The sequence below is a fragment of the Ruegeria sp. AD6 genome (assembly GCF_056542325.1).
The window spans coordinates 1-14,363 of record NZ_JBQFZQ010000005.1 but is presented as its reverse complement, the minus strand read 5'-3'; the positions used below and the strand labels follow the sequence as shown (position 1 = coordinate 14,363).

Genomic DNA, 14,363 nt, shown 5'->3' with positions numbered 1-14,363 from the left:
GGATTGCCAGTGGTTTGCCGGAAGAGTACCTCTTCAATTACCGAACTAGTATATGAGATTCCGTATGAAGAACTTTCCGCACCAGTTTGCTGACATTGACAGATTAACCGAAGCTTTAAACGTTGCCTCGGACACTATTGCGGCCGGGCGTGATTTTAGCCGTGACGACGTATTTGGGCCCGATCTCGCTAGGGCGTATGTTTACACGTTCCGAGGTAACGCCAGCCTGGAAGATAACCTTCGGGCGGAGAGGGAAAAACCGCGTGCTAGCCGAGGTACTGAAACCGCAGCGCGTGAGATGCGGAGGTTCTTGTTACTTTCTGGCTTCATTAAACAGGATGAAGTGGCCGGACATTTTGCTGTTTCCCCGAAGGGTCGAGAGTTGCTCGGTGCCGATAGCGAAGCAGTAAGGAAAGCCCTTTGGCGAGAAGCTATGCTCGATCTTCGGTTGAGCGATGCGGATGGAAACATTAGCCACCCATATCGTGTGATGCTCCGCTTGCTCAGCGATAACCCGGGAATTGAGACGTCCAAGCTAATGCTTGCCTTTGAGGCCATTGACGACTCAGAAGCTGAATACGAGAGAGTTTCAAATTATCTGGCGTTGGACTTTGAAGATTTGATTGATGCGATTGGAATTGGAGAGGCCAAAGCTCGCAATGCTGTAAAAATCCTGCCAAGTATAGCTCGCCAAGTCGGCGATCTAGTAAAAGACGGGGCTCATAGCTTTCCTTCTGCCGCAGTCGAAGTTGCGGAGGACGGTGTCGCCACTGTATCGGCCAAATCTAAGAAAAAGAAATCGGCACCTTCGAGTGGTAAGCGTATCACCAAAGAAGTCGATGGCAATAGTATTGCCGCAACCCCTGAATTTTCAGGGGGGCAAATGGGCAATAACTTGGTCGATTTGTCGGGTGCGATTGAGCTTAGAAATCGACGGACGAAGCTTCATCAGGAGGTCGTCAGAGAGTTCGCAGAGGTGCTTACAAACAACGGATATCGACTTTTTGAAGACCCGTTCGATTGTTTGGCCCTCAAAGGTAGTCAGGGGTTATTGATCGAGGTGAAAACACTGGACGGGAGCCCTTCCGATGAACGTCGCCAATCGGAAAAAGCACTTGGTCAGATCAAAGGCTATGTTCACTTTGACCTGCCTGAAGAAGTGGACACATCTGCATTGAAACAAGTCATCTTGTTTTCGCAAAAACCTAGCGATGCGACCACGGCATTTCTGTCTAAAAACGGTGTGTTGCCTATCTGGCGTACTGAACCGAATGAATTTCAGCTACTTGACGGTGATGAGTTGATCGCCTTCGACATCGGCTACCTTTTCTCGTGAACCAGAATTAGGCCAGCCTGCGTCACGGAGGCGAGTTTCCGCAATTGCGCAGTACTTTTCGTTGAGTTCGATTCCAATAAACTGTCGCCCAGCCTGATGGGCGGCAACACATTCCGAACCAGAACCAGCAAATGGAATGAGAATCTTACCGTCGGGTTTGCAAAAGTGGCGAACAAGACGGTCGCTAATTGTCAAAGGTTTTTGTGTTGGGTGGCCAACTTTTTCATCTTTGAAGCGCCGACCAGCCAGAGTCGGGATATTCCAGACATCACCAGCTAATCTACCCTCTGGGTTGGGCGTCCAAACCTTGCCATTTTTCTTCACGCTGTATTTTAGGCGATCCGCGCTTTTATATGGCTCGCGAATTTCCTTGAAAAAGAACTCATCGGTTTTTGAGAACCAAAGTAGGGGTTCGTAAGTAGCCCTTAAGTTCCTGTTTCCACAAAAACCATTCTCATAGTGCCAGATTAATTGTCGCCGGTATTTCATTCCAAGCTCATAAAGTTGAACTTGGTTGAAGCATATGTAGTGGCTGATGCCATAAAGCAGAATACTGCCAGAGGGTTTTAAGATGCGTTCGCACTCGACGAGCCACGACCAACACCAATCCTTCCAGTCCTCAATGCTACTCCAGCTATCTGGCTTACCAAAATCCTTCTCAATGCCGTAGGGCGGGTCGGCAATAACCAAATCAACCGATCCATCCTTGAGCTTCTTCAACTGCTCAATGACATCGCCATTTAGGATCACGTTTTCCGGATTAGTATCGGTCATTTTTTCTGCAGTATCATTGCATATTGATGGTGAATGTTTGGAACGAAAGCAAACGGGTAACCATAGGGGAATACCCTCTTGAATTTCTGGTAAATAATCGTGACGCCTTTCAAGGCGAAGGGACCGTGATCTTCGATAGCACGTGAAAGATCGGAATGGAAAAGGTAGTATCGGTCTTTATTTCTAAAGTCGCCGATGATGACCACTGCATACTTCTTGGGCTTTAACGCGCGGCTTAGCGAGCCGAACAATGAACCAAGTTCGCCAAGAAAGTCCTCATAACCATCAATGTTGGCGAGGTCCGCCTGCGTGTCTCCATAGTTGTGGTCAAGACCGTTGTCTAAGCGCTCCTGCTTTGCCTTGTGATCAATCTTGTTCAAGATTCCCCAATAAGGAGGGCTGGTGATTATGAAGTCGACTGAGTTCTCTGGTAGGTTATTCGCCAGTTCTCGGGCATCACCTAGTTGAACTTCGTGTTGAGTGCGGGAGAGAATCTCTTCGGGAATCTCCGTTTCCAAACGAAGTTCGGAGAGTTCGTGGAACTTTGGGTTCAATTCGAACCCGATGGAATTTCGCCCTATTGTAGCGCAAGCCTTTGAGGTTGATCCGACGCCGCTGAACGGATCCAAGACTACATCACCCGACTTCGTAAAGAACTCGATGAAGCGCGCCACGTCTTGATATGAAAACGGTGCGGGGTGCTGGCGCTCAATTTGGGCTTCTTTGGAACCTTTGCCGAGACCTTTCTGGACCATCACGGAGACAGTTCGTGCAATCCATTCCTTAGCAGTAAGGTCGTTAAGCTTGTTACGTGGATCGACAACCGGTTCAAGTTTTTCAAGGTCGATATCGGTTGGTTCCACGTTCATTTTACTGCTGCCCCTGACTTTTCTTTTGGTCCCCATTGCTACATAATCGTATGCCGATCTGCAACGTATCTTGGCCCCTCAGGCTCAAAAAATACTAAACCTAGTGGTGTCTCGGCAGTTCCTCGCCTGCATCGCTTTGTTCGACTTTCGATCAAAGCTTTGATGTCGCCGGGTTTTTGCTGCTGCACTGTTGGCTACAGATTCCGCTGGCTGCATTTGGGGCAGCGAGCATGCAGAACCTTTTCGGATGGTGCATCTCCCGCTTGAGGACAACTCCTCTGTAAAATCGCGTCCAACGTAGCAGATCATTGCAGCAGGCGGTTCAGGATTTTTGCTTGTCTTAGGGCGATGCAAGCAATCCCTGCCGCCCTTGTGACATCCTTGTAATGCCAATCCCACGCCCTGAAAAACGCTGCGTTTCCAAGTGGGTTAGCGTCTAGTCCTAGTCATTTGTAATCAGTAGGTCCGCGGTTCGAGTCCGTGTGGGGGCACCACTATCACGCCTCAGAACCATTTACCTGATTTCAATGGGCTGCCACCCCTAATAATCGGGGTAAATTGCAGACAGTTCTGATATTCAAAAGTGATTATAGTGTGAACAACAACCCGCTGCATCCGTACGATTGACACCGCAGTCAGGTCTGCCGCACGTGTTTTTGGAAATCTGTGCCACTAACCCGCTTGATAAAGGTCGGTCGTCTCGCAACGCCGTCCAAGTTTTGCAGCTTTGAGCACAGATGATTTGTGAGTACGGTGCTACCACAGACGCAGTTATTCAGTGTGTTAAGCGATGAAAATCAACGCTCTACTTGTTTCCGCGCTGCTGGTGAGCAGCGGGATTGCCATATGGGGGATTATTGACCCTCAAGGCTTGGGGTCCGTCTCGGCCAGCATCGTGGCGGTGCAGTTCGAAAGCCGAGGTTGGTTTATCATGCTTGAAGCCAGCGCGCTTTTGTTGCTGGCGATCTACCTTGCATTCTCCAGGTTCGGCTCGATCAGAATTGGCCCTGAAGGTTCCGAGCCCGAGTTTTCCACGCCCGCGTGGATTGCGATGCTCTTTGCGGCGGGTATGGGGGTGGGGTTGCTGTTTTTTGGCGCATCCGAGCCGCTGACGCATTTCTCGGTCATTCGCGCGTTCAGCCCTGATCCGCAAGCGGCAAGTCAGGCTATCTTTGTCACCTATCTGAACTGGGGTTTTCACGCCTGGGCGATATACGGGGTCGTTGGGTTGATCATTGCCTATTTCGCCTTTCGACGAGAACGCTCTTTGTTGCTGAGCGCGCCAGTGTTGGATGTGTACGGAGACAGGGCCTGGACTCGTGCATTGGCTTGGGTGTTCGATTTCTTGTCGGTTGTTGCCATCGCAGTCGGCTTGGCGGGTTCCTTGGCCATGGGCGTGTTTCAAATCCAGACGGGGTTGGCCGGAGTTCTTGGAATACCCAACTCGTTTTACCTGACAGCGCTCATATTTGTCGTCATGTGCGTTGCCTTCCTCATCCCGCTCAGACGGGATCTGGGCGAGGGGATGTCCAAACTGTCAAATCTGGCGATGAGTATCGCGATCATCCTGTTGGTCTTTCTGTTGGTTGTCGGGCCCACGTCTTTTGCAATGAACACGATCGTTTCAGGGTTTGGGCGGTATGTTTTCAACGTCCTTCCCGCCGGGTTTTCGACAACCGAGTTTTTCGACCAAACCATATCGACCTGGTTCCAGGACTGGACACTGAATTACATGATCTGGTGGCTGGCATGGTCCCCGTTTGTGGGCATCTTCATTGCCAGAATTTCACGCGGGCGAACGATCCGAGAGTTTTTGACCGGTGTCATTATTGCACCAACGTTGTTTTCAATCTTTTGGTTCGGTGTTTTTGGTGGGATCGGCATTTTCGACATGCTGCAAGGAAACGGACAGTTGTTGGAGGTCAACGACCAAAGCCTTGATGCGACGACTTTTGCGTTGCTTCAACAGTTTCCCCTGCAATATGTGACGCAGTTGGCGACAATTGCAGCGGCGTTCCTGTTTGTTGTGACCAGCGTTGTCAGCGCGGGCTTTACGCTTGCAATGATTGGAACAGGCGGGGACGAAAACCCGTCGCCCGGCATTCGCACAATCTGGGGCGCGGTGCTTGGAGCCCTTGGTCTGGCCATGATCTTTGTGAACGACGTTTCTCTGGTCCGGTCGATCATCGCGCTTTCAGCCATCGCATTTGTTTTTATCGTACCGATTCTGGTGATTTGCCTTCTCAAGTCTCTGTCAAAGGAGGTTTCGAAATGACCGGCCCAATTGTCGATACGGTTCTGAACGTTACCGTTTTTGTGTATATCGGCTTTCTGATCTGGCTGGCGCTTTATCGCGTTTGATTAAGGACGGCAGGCAACACCCCGTCAGGTGTTTGTCGACATCTGTCGTTTCTTTTCCGGCCAGAACTCATCCACCACGACATAGGCAACGATCACAAAAATCGCAGCACTGGCGACTTGCAAAACGCGGGTGATGCTTTTGACGTCGGCCTCATCCGAAAACGGAGAGATTGATCCACCATAGACGATCAGCACCGTTGTCAACGCTGAGCCTGCCGCGGCGGCGAGCGTAGCCTGAGATTTTCCGAGTGCTCCAAGCGTTATGCAGAAGAAAAAGCACAGCAGAATTGGCGTCAGAATAATCGGGGCGATGACGTTGATTTCGTAGCAAAGGATCGACACTGCCGCACCCAAAAGGTTTGCCGTCAGCATTGCCTTGGCCACGGTTTTGCCCGCGGCAGGCATCGCCGCCAGCTGCTGGCTGAGAAGTGCCACAAAGAACAGAACCAGCAACGCCGATGCGCCGGACACAAAGAACGCCAAGGCAAATGGAACTGTGACAAGTGACATTCTGACAATCCGGCGATGCGGGTCAAAGTCAGTTGGGGATGCTGCTTTTTTCTCGGCCGCTGTCTGGGGTGCGGCTGGTATCAGCACAAACATCAATGTCGAAACGAACCCTGCAAACAGCAGGTTCAGTGGTATCCAGAATACAAGCACCAAAGCCAGATCCTGGGATTGCAGCGCAAGGTTGGGGATCATCAATGCCCCCATCAGGGCGATGACTCCGGGCAGAACACCTGCGCCGGATACCGACCAAATGAACGACAGGATAATCCCGATGGCCACCAGAATGAGGAAAACCACCGGATAGGGCGCGAAGGTCGATGACAAAAGGAAGGAAATGAACATCAACCCAATCGAGAAGACAAACAGCTTCGCGAAGGCCGCCAATGGCAGTGCAGCTGGGGCCTGAAGAAACAGGGCCGTGAACACGGCCCCGACAACGGCCAGAGGCCACCCCAGAAACAGCCCCAGCGCGAAGACGCCAGTTACACCCAGCGCAAGTCTGTGTACTGCGCGCCGATCCTCAGTACGCATAGGACAGGATCGAAACCACGCGAATGTAGGCGCGGCCCACCGCGTTCAGCAGAGAACTGTCGCTGAGGTACATGATCACGTCGGCTTGCCCGTTGAGCTGAAAGCGCAGGTCATCCTCGGTGCTTCCGGCCTCGTAACCCGGCAGCACGATACGGACCGGGAAGCGCTCGGGTTCGCGAAGAAACCCCTTGGTACTTGGGGGGCTGACCAACTGTCCGGGTGTGTCGCCGCCGCTTAGGGAAACGGCTGCGCTGAAGCTTTCTATGACGCCGGGAACAATCTTGCCGGGATGCATGTCCAGTACCACATCTACAGGCGATCCAACCGACGCCCGGCCCAGGTTGTTTTCGGTAAAATACGCTTCGATCCAGACATCCGTCGCATCCAGGAAGGTCAGCAGGTCCTGCCCGGATCGGGCATAGGTTCCGGGTGCGATCAGCAGGTTTGAGATCACGCCTGTCGCCGGGGCGCGCAGTTCCGTCCATTCAAGGTTCAGCTCTGCATCCGCCAACGCGGCCAATGCGCGCTGAATTTTCGGGTTTTCAATGCCCTCATCGCCGAGCCTCTGCTTGGCTTTCTCCAGATCTGCTTTGGCGTTTTCAAAATTCGCCTCGGATTCGGCCAGTTGCCCCCGCGCATCATCTGCTTTCGAAACGGCAATCAGCCCTTTCTTTTCAAGCGCAAAAACGCGTTCTGTCTGGATGCGCATGGTGTCCAGATCACTTTGCGCCCGTGCCAGTTTGGCCTGAGCGGCGCTGACCTCTGCCGACGAAGCGCCAACCTCTTGTGTTGCGGCTTCCAGGTCCGCTTCGGCTTTGTCGCGGTCAATTTCGTATGGTCTGGGGTCGATCCGAACCAGTACATCTCCGGCCGAGACGACCTGACCATTTTCGACCAAAACCTCGATCACTGTTCCGGTGACTTGCGGGACGATCTGGGTTGCAACGGCCTTGACCCTGGCGTTTCCCGTAAATGGCGTTTTTCGATCAGCAACCAGATACCAGACGAGAAGAACCAAAATGACGGCCAGCGTCGTCCATATTGTCTTCCTCATTGCGCCGCTCCGTCCGCGGCGTCATTGCCTTCCGGCGAGGCATCGATCCAAACCTTGAACAGTTCGTAGAAAACGGCAAACAGAACCGGTCCCATGAAGATGCCGATCAATCCATAGGCCATCATGCCGCCGAGAACACCGATCAGGATCACCAGCATTGGCGTTTCGAGACCTTTTGAGATGAAGACGGGCCGCAGGAAGCTGTCCATTACCGTCGTGGGAATGGCCAGAATGGTGAATGCCAGGGCCGCACCACCTGACATCGAACTCCACGCGTAGATGATGACCGGTAACAGAACCAATCCCGGCCCGATCTGGATGATCGAGAGGATCAGGCAAATGAATGCCAGTGTCGCAGCAGAAGAAATCCCGAACAGTGCCAGCAAAATCCAGACAACCACGGCCTGAATGGCTGCAACACCGATGACACCTTTGGTCACATTCCGGATCGTCGCCCCCGCCAGCGTCACGAATTCGCCGCCTCGCGGTGCGAACACCCGGTTGGCAAAGCGCTGAAGACCTTGCACCAAAGTCGGGCCGGGGCTGAACAAGCCCCCCATGATCAACACCGAAAGGGCAAGACCCAACAACCCGATTCCGATGCCCAGAACCTTTCCAAACAGCGATTTTGTGATCTCAAGAATCTGCGCCCCGTATTTTGCAAGCGCACCATCCAGATTTCGTTCAAACAACCCCCAGACTTCGGCAATTCTTTCTCCGATCAGCGGCAAGTCCTTGATGCTGTCCGGGGCAGGTGGAATTTCCAATTCACCGCTGTCAGCCTGTTCGGCAAACTCGGACCCAAGTTCAGCAGCCCCCGACACCGCAGTGGCAATCGGCCCCAAGGTCAGCACAAGGCCAAGCAAAACCAGGATCGTTGCGGCAAGCGACTTTCGCCCGCCCAGCTTGGACTGTAGCCAATCGAATACCGGGTAAAGCGCCACACAAAGGATCGTGGCCCAGATCACCACACTTGCCAGCGGGGCGATCATTACCAATGCGCTGTAAAGGAATAACCCGAGAAAGAGCAAACGTATTGCGAGATCGACGATCTTGGCGTCCTGTGTCTTTTCCATTCCATCCCTCCGTTCCTTTGTTAACAATACACTCAAAAAATTTAATATGAATATCTTTTGTGATTTCCGGGATTTGGTCGTAAATTGGACCTTTGCGCCGCCTTGGACGGCGATCAGCCCAATCAATAAAGTCCAACCTTCAGGCGACCTTGCTGCGTTTGAATCCCATGGATTTTTTTGGGTGACTATTCGTCGTCCTGAGACAGGATCATGTTTGCGATTGTCGTCGCCGCAGCCACAAAGATGCCCAGACCTACGATGATATAGGCCATCGTAAAGATCTTCCCCGCCGCAGTCTGAGGGGAAAAATCACCAAACCCTACGGTCGAGATTGTCACGACAGAAAAGTAGATGGAATCCAGCCAGCTCCAGCCTTCAACATAGTGGTAAAAAACGGATGCCCAGAGGATCATTCCAAGCGTGAAAGCAAGCAGGCTTTTGACCCGGCCGTCCCGAAACGCGACGCCTATGCCCCGTGTAATTCTTTTCAGTGAGTTCATTGGTCCCTCATATATATTGGAAATCGTATATATCATTAATTTGATGATATGAAAAACCGGGACGAGTTGGCCGTCAGAACCGTCAGAAAGATCGCGCATAAAATGACTGTTCGTTTTCAAAAAATCCCAAAAGGGCGGGTGTTCCCGTTTTTTTGGTACTGGGCCGCCCGGCATCACGACAGCGCAACTGTTCACGCGAACCGAAGTTGATTCCTGTTTGATTAAGTCACTGGAAATTGGCAACTTATCCCTCAGGTGCGCCCAGTTCTCAGAACATCAGCAGAGCCGCGTATTCAAGTGTCGCACGTGGAATTGGCCCGGCCACACAGTGCATCGAAACCAAAGGAGTAGAACGTGCGTTTGATTTTCAAAGGCGTTTTGATTTGCTGCGCGATCGCGTTTGTTGCTGTTTTGGCGGCTTGGCTGTTCCTGTCCTCGGCGCTGTTTTCTTCGCTTAGGACCGGTTTCGTTGAAAACCTGATCTCCAAAAAACTTGGTCAGGACGTCTTGATCGAGGACGAGGTGCGTTTGGGCCTTGGTCGGCAACTGCAGGTCTCGGCGGCGGGGCTGGTGCTTCCCGGTTCGTCCGGGACTGACGTGAATTTGGCGGCTATCGACACGATTGAGTTCGAAATCTCCGCCCGCGATCTTTGGAACAGCAAGCTGTCGCTCAGCAACCTTGCCATATCGGGTATTCACCTGAACCTGATCACCGACAAAGACGGAAATGCGAACTGGCAGTCGCTTTCTACGGTGGAAACCGAAAAGCCTGAGAACTCTCAAAAACCCTCTGTCGGCGGAATTCTGGCGGATCGTCGAGTTGACCTGAGCGACGTCACCATACTGTACCAGAACGGCCTGAACGGACTTGATCTGGATCTGCGGCTTGAGGATCTGGTGCTGGCGCGTGATGAGGGAACGAACACCGCGTCTGCCGTTGGGACCGGTTCCCTAAATGGCGAGTCGTTTGACCTGAATGGGACATTCCCCGCGGAAGACCCGTTTCAGATGGCATTGGACTTCGAACAGATATCGATTGCGGCTGAACAAATCCCCCAAGAGAACGGGTTTCAGTTCAAGACGACTGTGGAGATTGCAGAACTTGGACAGCTTCTGGACGTGCTGAAACTTAACCGCGTGCTGGAAGGGTCGGGCAATGTGGCGGCAACCTTCAAATCGGCTGACGGCGTCGCCCGGATTGATGATCTGAGCGTATTGGCTGAATTGGATGGCGGGCAAAGCCTTTCGCTGACGGGCCAAATCGGAGAGTTGGGGAACCCCGCAGATGTGTCGCTGACGACCCGTATTCGGCTTTATCCCGAAGATGCGGAACCGGCCCCTGCGGCATCTCGCTATGACCTCAAGCTTATTGCGGTTGATATGGTTATGGACAGCGTGCCGGGGCAGGTGCCTCAGCGGCAAATGGTCATTAAAACCAATGGGTTCACGCTGGACACCGCAGGTGAAGGGCCGCCGCCGGTCAAGTTTTCGGAACTTTCCAGAACGCCGGACGGTGCTTTGCGGGTCGGAAACATCAATCTGCGGATCGGAAACCCGGCTGATCCGTTTGTCATTTTGAACGGATCTGTTGACGATGCGCTGCAATTGCAAGGCGTATCAGCCGAAGGTCTGATGGATATTCCCGCCAGCAGCTTGATCTCGCCCGAACTCATGGGGCCAGACGATCAGCTTGGCCGGTTTTCGGGCGACTTTCATTTGAACGGGGACATTAATCAACTTTCACTGATCAACCTTGATGGCAAGACGAGCGAAACGGATGTCTGGTCCCTTGAGGTGCACGGTACGGTTAAGAATGTCCTCAAGTTCGAAAACCTGGATCTGGCAATCGATGTTGATGTTCCGTCCGGTGCAGACCTGATGGCTGCATTGTCGCTGGACCCCGTTGAAACCGGGCGCGCGCGCTTTGGGATCGATTTGGTGAGCGAAGGCACCGATTGGAATGCAAACGCCAGCGTCGAACTTGCCGAGTCCGTATTGCTCGTGAAGGCCGATCTTGATGACGCGACAAGCGATCCTGTGCTGCGGGGCGCGATTGAAAGTGACCTGATTAAGATCGATCAACTGCGTGATATCGTTCAGGCCGCCGCGCAATTGAGAAAGCTTGGCAGCGCAGCGCAGGATGTCGAAGACGCCAGCGCCGAAGCCGATGGACCCGGCGCATTGAGAGATGTGACGCTGAAACCCATCGGACGTTCCATTCTTCTGTCGGGTATTGATATCGATGTTGATATCGACCTTCGGCATATCGAAGGTGCCAAAGGCGTCAGCAGCTTGCAAAGCGAACTGACGCTCGACGAAAACGAGCTTCGCGCCGGTCCGCTGGCATTTGAATATGGCGGGGCCCAGTTCGACGTAAGTGGGCAGATGGATCTTTCGGATGAGGCGCATCTGCTGACCCTGACCGGCAAGGCGGGCGGTTGGCAGTTAGACGACATCCTTCACACCCTGAACTTCAAAAAGGGCGCAAGCGGCACGATCTATGCAGATTTTTCGGTGACCGGAGGAACCGAGTCCGCCAAACACTTTGCCAGCACGATGAGCGGCAGTGCGACGGTTTCCATGCGCGACGGGTCAATCGAAACGCAGTTGTTGGATCTGGCAGGGCTGGGCGTTCTGCCCTGGGTATTCTCCAAAGAAAAGCAAAAGGTCGCGCCAATCGTATGTCTTCGCGCACCCCTCAGCATTTCCAACGGCAACATTTCGACCAAACAAACCACGTTGGAAACGGATCAGGTTCAGGTCGTCGTCTTTGGCGGTGTCAACATGGCCGACAAGGCCCTGGACCTGAACCTGCAACCGCGCAAGATAGGCGAGCCGCTTTCGCGCAGCCCGTGGCCGGTCACGTTAAAAGGCCCGCTGGCCAAGCCGAAGGTCAAGGTCAAGGACGGGCCAAAGCGGCTCAAGCGTTCCGACGGTGCGGATCAAATGCCGGCGCAGCGGAAGCTTTGCATTCCGGATATCCTGCAATTGCAGTAGCAGTGCGGTGGAAAAATCAGTTGGGCGCGGGCGTGTTCGAAATCTCGCGATTTTACCACATTGCCTGAGCTTACCGCATTGTTTTCATTTATTCGCGCCTGTAATGAAGGCGGACGGGGTTCGCCCCTGATCACGACATGCCCGCGTGGTGGAATGGTAGACACAGGAGACTTAAAATCTCCAGGCGGAAACGCCGTGCCGGTTCGAGTCCGGCCGCGGGTACCAATCTTGTTTCGATCAGAGCTTTGGCAACAAGTTCCGACATCTGTTTTCGGCGCAACCCAAGCGATCTTGAGGCTACACCTTCCAATTTTCGCATGTTAGCCTTTTGCAGAAGGCAAGAAATCACGAGGTGCATATGCCGGTTACAGTGAAAGACATGATGGCGGCGGCCAACGCTGTCGTCCCACGGGTTGATATGGTCAAGGCGCGCGAGCTGATCGAACACGGCGCGTTACTGTTAGATATTCGCGGCACTGCTGAGGTGCAGAAAACCGGTCGGGCAAAAGGGGCGGTGCATATACCCCGTGGAATGCTCGAATTCCGGGCAGATGAGAGCCTGGAGTCTCATGATCCAAACATGCGCAAAGACCGGCCTGTTGTGATCTATTGCGCCTCCGGCGGTCGCGCCGCTTTGGCGGGCAAGCTGTTGAAAGATATGGGCTATGAACAGGTGTTCAATCTAGGCGGTTTCGCCGACTGGGTGAATGGCGGCGGCGAGGTCGAAGACACCTGAAGCGTGGCCTGCCCGATCAACAGACGGCGATTGATTCAGGCGTTCAGAAACGCCCGGACGGCGGCTTCGAACTCGCGCGGTTTTTCGGCATGCAGCCAGTGTCCGGCACCCGGAATTTTGGCAAAGCGCGCACCGGGGAGTAGCGCCCGGATTTTGTCGCGGTGTTCCGGCAGGACGTAGTCAGACGCGCCACCTGACAAAAACAGGGCCGGGCCATCCCATGCGCCATCCAGCTCTGGAAAGCTCATGATGTTTGGCATCTGATCGGCCAGCACATCCAAGTTCAACAGCCACCGTTTCCCAGCGACATCCAGCGATTGGGTGAAAAAGCTCTGCAGTGCTTTTTCAACGCCTTGATCCGCCAGCTGCTGTTCTGCGTCTGACCGGCGGGTGATCGTTGAAAAATCGACTGCCCGCATAGCTTCGATGAATTGAATCTGGCTGTGCCCATAGGCGACCGGGGCGATATCGGCGACCACAAGCTTGCGCACCAGTGCGCCGTGCCGCAAGGCCAGTGTCATCGCCGCTTTGCCACCCATGGAATGCCCCAGCACATCGACCGGGCCACCGACATTTTCGATCACCTGCGCGATATCCTCGGCCAATGCAGGATAGTCGTGCCGGGGGTCCCAAAAGCTGTGCGCATGGTTTCGCATATCCACCGCGATCACCTGCCGTTCATCCGACAGCCTTCGCGCAATCACGCCCCAATTCCGGGCCGATCCATACAAGCCATGAGCGATAATAAGGGGCGGCAGCGCAGTGGGTTCGCCGTGAATGATCGTGTTCAGCATAGCCGCGTGATACCGCCCTTGCTCCAAAACAGCCAGCCCCATTGTCGCGTACAGCATCAAAGGCTAGTGTCGCGCGTCAGGAGGGGCCATGGCGCAAGACACCGACATTCAGGACCGGATCACGGAAACCGTTGCTTTGCTGCGGGCCAAGCTGGGTGTGCGGGACAAAACGCTCGAGGCATCGATCCGCCGCGCCCGACACCGTTTGCCGCGCCGGGTGTTCAAACAGGCGATGATTCTGGCCAGGGCCGAACAGATGGCGGCGCACCCCAAACTGCGCCGCGTTCTGGATACGCCTGCCTTGACGAAAGCCTCGGACGAGGTTCAGTCGCACCTGACGGCGATCAATCTGGCGGATCGGCGCTGGGGGTGGTTCCTTGGCATGTTGGGCGGTCTGGCCTTCAACTTGCTGGCCTTGACCGTGTTGGTTCTGGTGTTTCTTCTGTGGCGCGGCTTGATCTGATCGCAGGTTTTGTCCTTCGCGCGGCGCTTGCCCTAGCCTTTTCTTCGCATGTTTGATGTGTGCCAAAAGGGGCGGGAACGTCTACTGAAAAAAAAACGGCGCCCGTTCTGGGCGCCGTTCTCTTTTTTCATGCCGATCCGATCACAGGTTCGGATAGATGGGGAACTTGGCGCAAAGGTCTGCAACCTCGGCTTTGACCTTGGCCTCGACGGCGCTGTTGCCGTCTTCGCCATTGGCGGCCAGACCGTCGACCACTTCGATGATCCAATCCGCGATCTGGCGGAATTCGACCTCGCCGAAGCCGCGCGTGGTGCCCGCAGGGCTGCCCAGACGGATGCCCGACGTGATGGTCGGCTTTTCGG

At 54.0% G+C, this 14,363-nt stretch carries 12 protein-coding genes, 1 tRNA gene and 1 pseudogene; 6 read left to right on the top strand and 8 right to left on the bottom strand.

Annotated features, from left to right (window positions below; genetic code table 11):
• Positions 1 to 64 precede the first annotated feature (64 nt).
• Positions 65 to 1,336, top strand: coding sequence for a hypothetical protein (locus tag ACR0KJ_RS11700; protein ID WP_480626761.1), 1,272 nt, complete (start codon positions 65 to 67; stop codon positions 1,334 to 1,336).
• Here ACR0KJ_RS11700 and ACR0KJ_RS11695 read toward each other — a convergent pair.
• Positions 1,283 to 2,110: a DNA-methyltransferase gene (locus ACR0KJ_RS11695; protein ID WP_480626760.1), complete on the bottom strand. Its 828-nt coding sequence runs from the start codon at positions 2,108 to 2,110 to the stop codon at positions 1,283 to 1,285. The two genes, ACR0KJ_RS11700 and ACR0KJ_RS11695, sit on opposite strands and share 54 nt — an antisense overlap.
• A complete protein-coding gene (locus ACR0KJ_RS11690; protein ID WP_480626759.1) occupies positions 2,107 to 3,015 on the bottom strand; it encodes a TRM11 family SAM-dependent methyltransferase in 909 nt (302 codons plus the stop codon). Before ACR0KJ_RS11690 ends, ACR0KJ_RS11695 begins: the two co-directional genes overlap by 4 nt.
• A gap of 754 nt (positions 3,016 to 3,769) precedes the next feature.
• Here ACR0KJ_RS11690 and ACR0KJ_RS11685 point away from each other — a divergent pair.
• Positions 3,770 to 5,254 carry a BCCT family transporter gene (locus ACR0KJ_RS11685; RefSeq protein ID WP_480626758.1) on the top strand — a complete coding sequence of 495 codons (1,485 nt, stop codon included), beginning with the start codon at positions 3,770 to 3,772 and terminating at the stop codon, positions 5,252 to 5,254.
• 110 nt (positions 5,255 to 5,364) lie between these two features.
• Here the strand turns inward: ACR0KJ_RS11685 and ACR0KJ_RS11680 are convergent, their stop codons facing one another.
• From ACR0KJ_RS11680 to ACR0KJ_RS11665, 4 genes are all read right to left on the bottom strand, one after another.
• Positions 5,365 to 6,381, bottom strand: a complete 1,017-nt coding sequence (locus tag ACR0KJ_RS11680; RefSeq protein ID WP_480626757.1) for a DUF2955 domain-containing protein — start codon at positions 6,379 to 6,381, stop codon at positions 5,365 to 5,367.
• On the bottom strand, positions 6,371 to 7,435 hold the full coding sequence (locus ACR0KJ_RS11675; RefSeq protein WP_480626756.1) for an HlyD family secretion protein: 1,065 nt from the start codon (positions 7,433 to 7,435) through the stop codon (positions 6,371 to 6,373). The genes ACR0KJ_RS11680 and ACR0KJ_RS11675 overlap by 11 nt, the downstream gene beginning before the upstream one ends.
• Positions 7,432 to 8,511 (bottom strand): AI-2E family transporter, encoded by a 1,080-nt coding sequence (locus tag ACR0KJ_RS11670; protein ID WP_480580448.1) that lies wholly within the window; start codon positions 8,509 to 8,511, stop codon positions 7,432 to 7,434. The genes ACR0KJ_RS11675 and ACR0KJ_RS11670 overlap by 4 nt, the downstream gene beginning before the upstream one ends.
• Before the next feature lie 185 nt (positions 8,512 to 8,696).
• Positions 8,697 to 9,011 carry a potassium channel family protein gene (locus ACR0KJ_RS11665; protein WP_480626755.1) on the bottom strand — a complete coding sequence of 105 codons (315 nt, stop codon included), beginning with the start codon at positions 9,009 to 9,011 and terminating at the stop codon, positions 8,697 to 8,699.
• A gap of 354 nt (positions 9,012 to 9,365) precedes the next feature.
• Between ACR0KJ_RS11665 and ACR0KJ_RS11660 the strand changes: the two genes are divergently transcribed.
• From ACR0KJ_RS11660 to ACR0KJ_RS11650, 3 genes are all read left to right on the top strand, one after another.
• Positions 9,366 to 12,008, top strand: a complete 2,643-nt coding sequence (locus ACR0KJ_RS11660; protein ID WP_480626754.1) for an AsmA family protein — start codon at positions 9,366 to 9,368, stop codon at positions 12,006 to 12,008.
• A 139-nt stretch (positions 12,009 to 12,147) separates the two neighbouring features.
• Positions 12,148 to 12,233: transfer RNA gene (locus ACR0KJ_RS11655), tRNA-Leu, on the top strand.
• Positions 12,234 to 12,366: 133 nt separating this feature from the next.
• Positions 12,367 to 12,744 carry a rhodanese-like domain-containing protein gene (locus ACR0KJ_RS11650; RefSeq protein WP_170737011.1) on the top strand — a complete coding sequence of 126 codons (378 nt, stop codon included), beginning with the start codon at positions 12,367 to 12,369 and terminating at the stop codon, positions 12,742 to 12,744.
• Between the two features lie 35 nt (positions 12,745 to 12,779).
• On the opposite strand, the gene ACR0KJ_RS11645 is transcribed toward ACR0KJ_RS11650, so the two are convergent.
• The gene (locus ACR0KJ_RS11645) at positions 12,780 to 13,580 is read right to left on the bottom strand and encodes an alpha/beta fold hydrolase (protein WP_480626866.1); all 801 of its coding nucleotides are present in this window, start codon (positions 13,578 to 13,580) and stop codon (positions 12,780 to 12,782) included.
• Between the two features lie 46 nt (positions 13,581 to 13,626).
• On the opposite strand from ACR0KJ_RS11645, the gene ACR0KJ_RS11640 reads away from it, so the two are divergent.
• The gene (locus ACR0KJ_RS11640; RefSeq protein ID WP_170454046.1) at positions 13,627 to 14,001 is read left to right on the top strand and encodes a hypothetical protein; all 375 of its coding nucleotides are present in this window, start codon (positions 13,627 to 13,629) and stop codon (positions 13,999 to 14,001) included.
• A 141-nt stretch (positions 14,002 to 14,142) separates the two neighbouring features.
• On the opposite strand, the pseudogene glyA reads toward ACR0KJ_RS11640, so the two are convergent.
• Positions 14,143 to 14,363, bottom strand: a pseudogene (glyA, locus tag ACR0KJ_RS11635) (serine hydroxymethyltransferase); the annotation flags it as partial.

Coding starts and splice junctions, on each gene's coding strand:
- ACR0KJ_RS11700 (WP_480626761.1), top strand. CDS start 65: ATGAAGAACTTTCCGCACCAGTTTGCTGACATTGACAGATTAACCGAA.
- ACR0KJ_RS11695 (WP_480626760.1), bottom strand. CDS start 2,110: ATGACCGATACTAATCCGGAAAACGTGATCCTAAATGGCGATGTCATT.
- ACR0KJ_RS11690 (WP_480626759.1), bottom strand. CDS start 3,015: ATGGGGACCAAAAGAAAAGTCAGGGGCAGCAGTAAAATGAACGTGGAA.
- ACR0KJ_RS11685 (WP_480626758.1), top strand. CDS start 3,770: ATGAAAATCAACGCTCTACTTGTTTCCGCGCTGCTGGTGAGCAGCGGG.
- ACR0KJ_RS11680 (WP_480626757.1), bottom strand. CDS start 6,381: ATGCGTACTGAGGATCGGCGCGCAGTACACAGACTTGCGCTGGGTGTA.
- ACR0KJ_RS11675 (WP_480626756.1), bottom strand. CDS start 7,435: ATGAGGAAGACAATATGGACGACGCTGGCCGTCATTTTGGTTCTTCTC.
- ACR0KJ_RS11670 (WP_480580448.1), bottom strand. CDS start 8,511: ATGGAAAAGACACAGGACGCCAAGATCGTCGATCTCGCAATACGTTTG.
- ACR0KJ_RS11665 (WP_480626755.1), bottom strand. CDS start 9,011: ATGAACTCACTGAAAAGAATTACACGGGGCATAGGCGTCGCGTTTCGG.
- ACR0KJ_RS11650 (WP_170737011.1), top strand. CDS start 12,367: ATGCCGGTTACAGTGAAAGACATGATGGCGGCGGCCAACGCTGTCGTC.
- ACR0KJ_RS11645 (WP_480626866.1), bottom strand. CDS start 13,580: ATGGGGCTGGCTGTTTTGGAGCAAGGGCGGTATCACGCGGCTATGCTG.
- ACR0KJ_RS11640 (WP_170454046.1), top strand. CDS start 13,627: ATGGCGCAAGACACCGACATTCAGGACCGGATCACGGAAACCGTTGCT.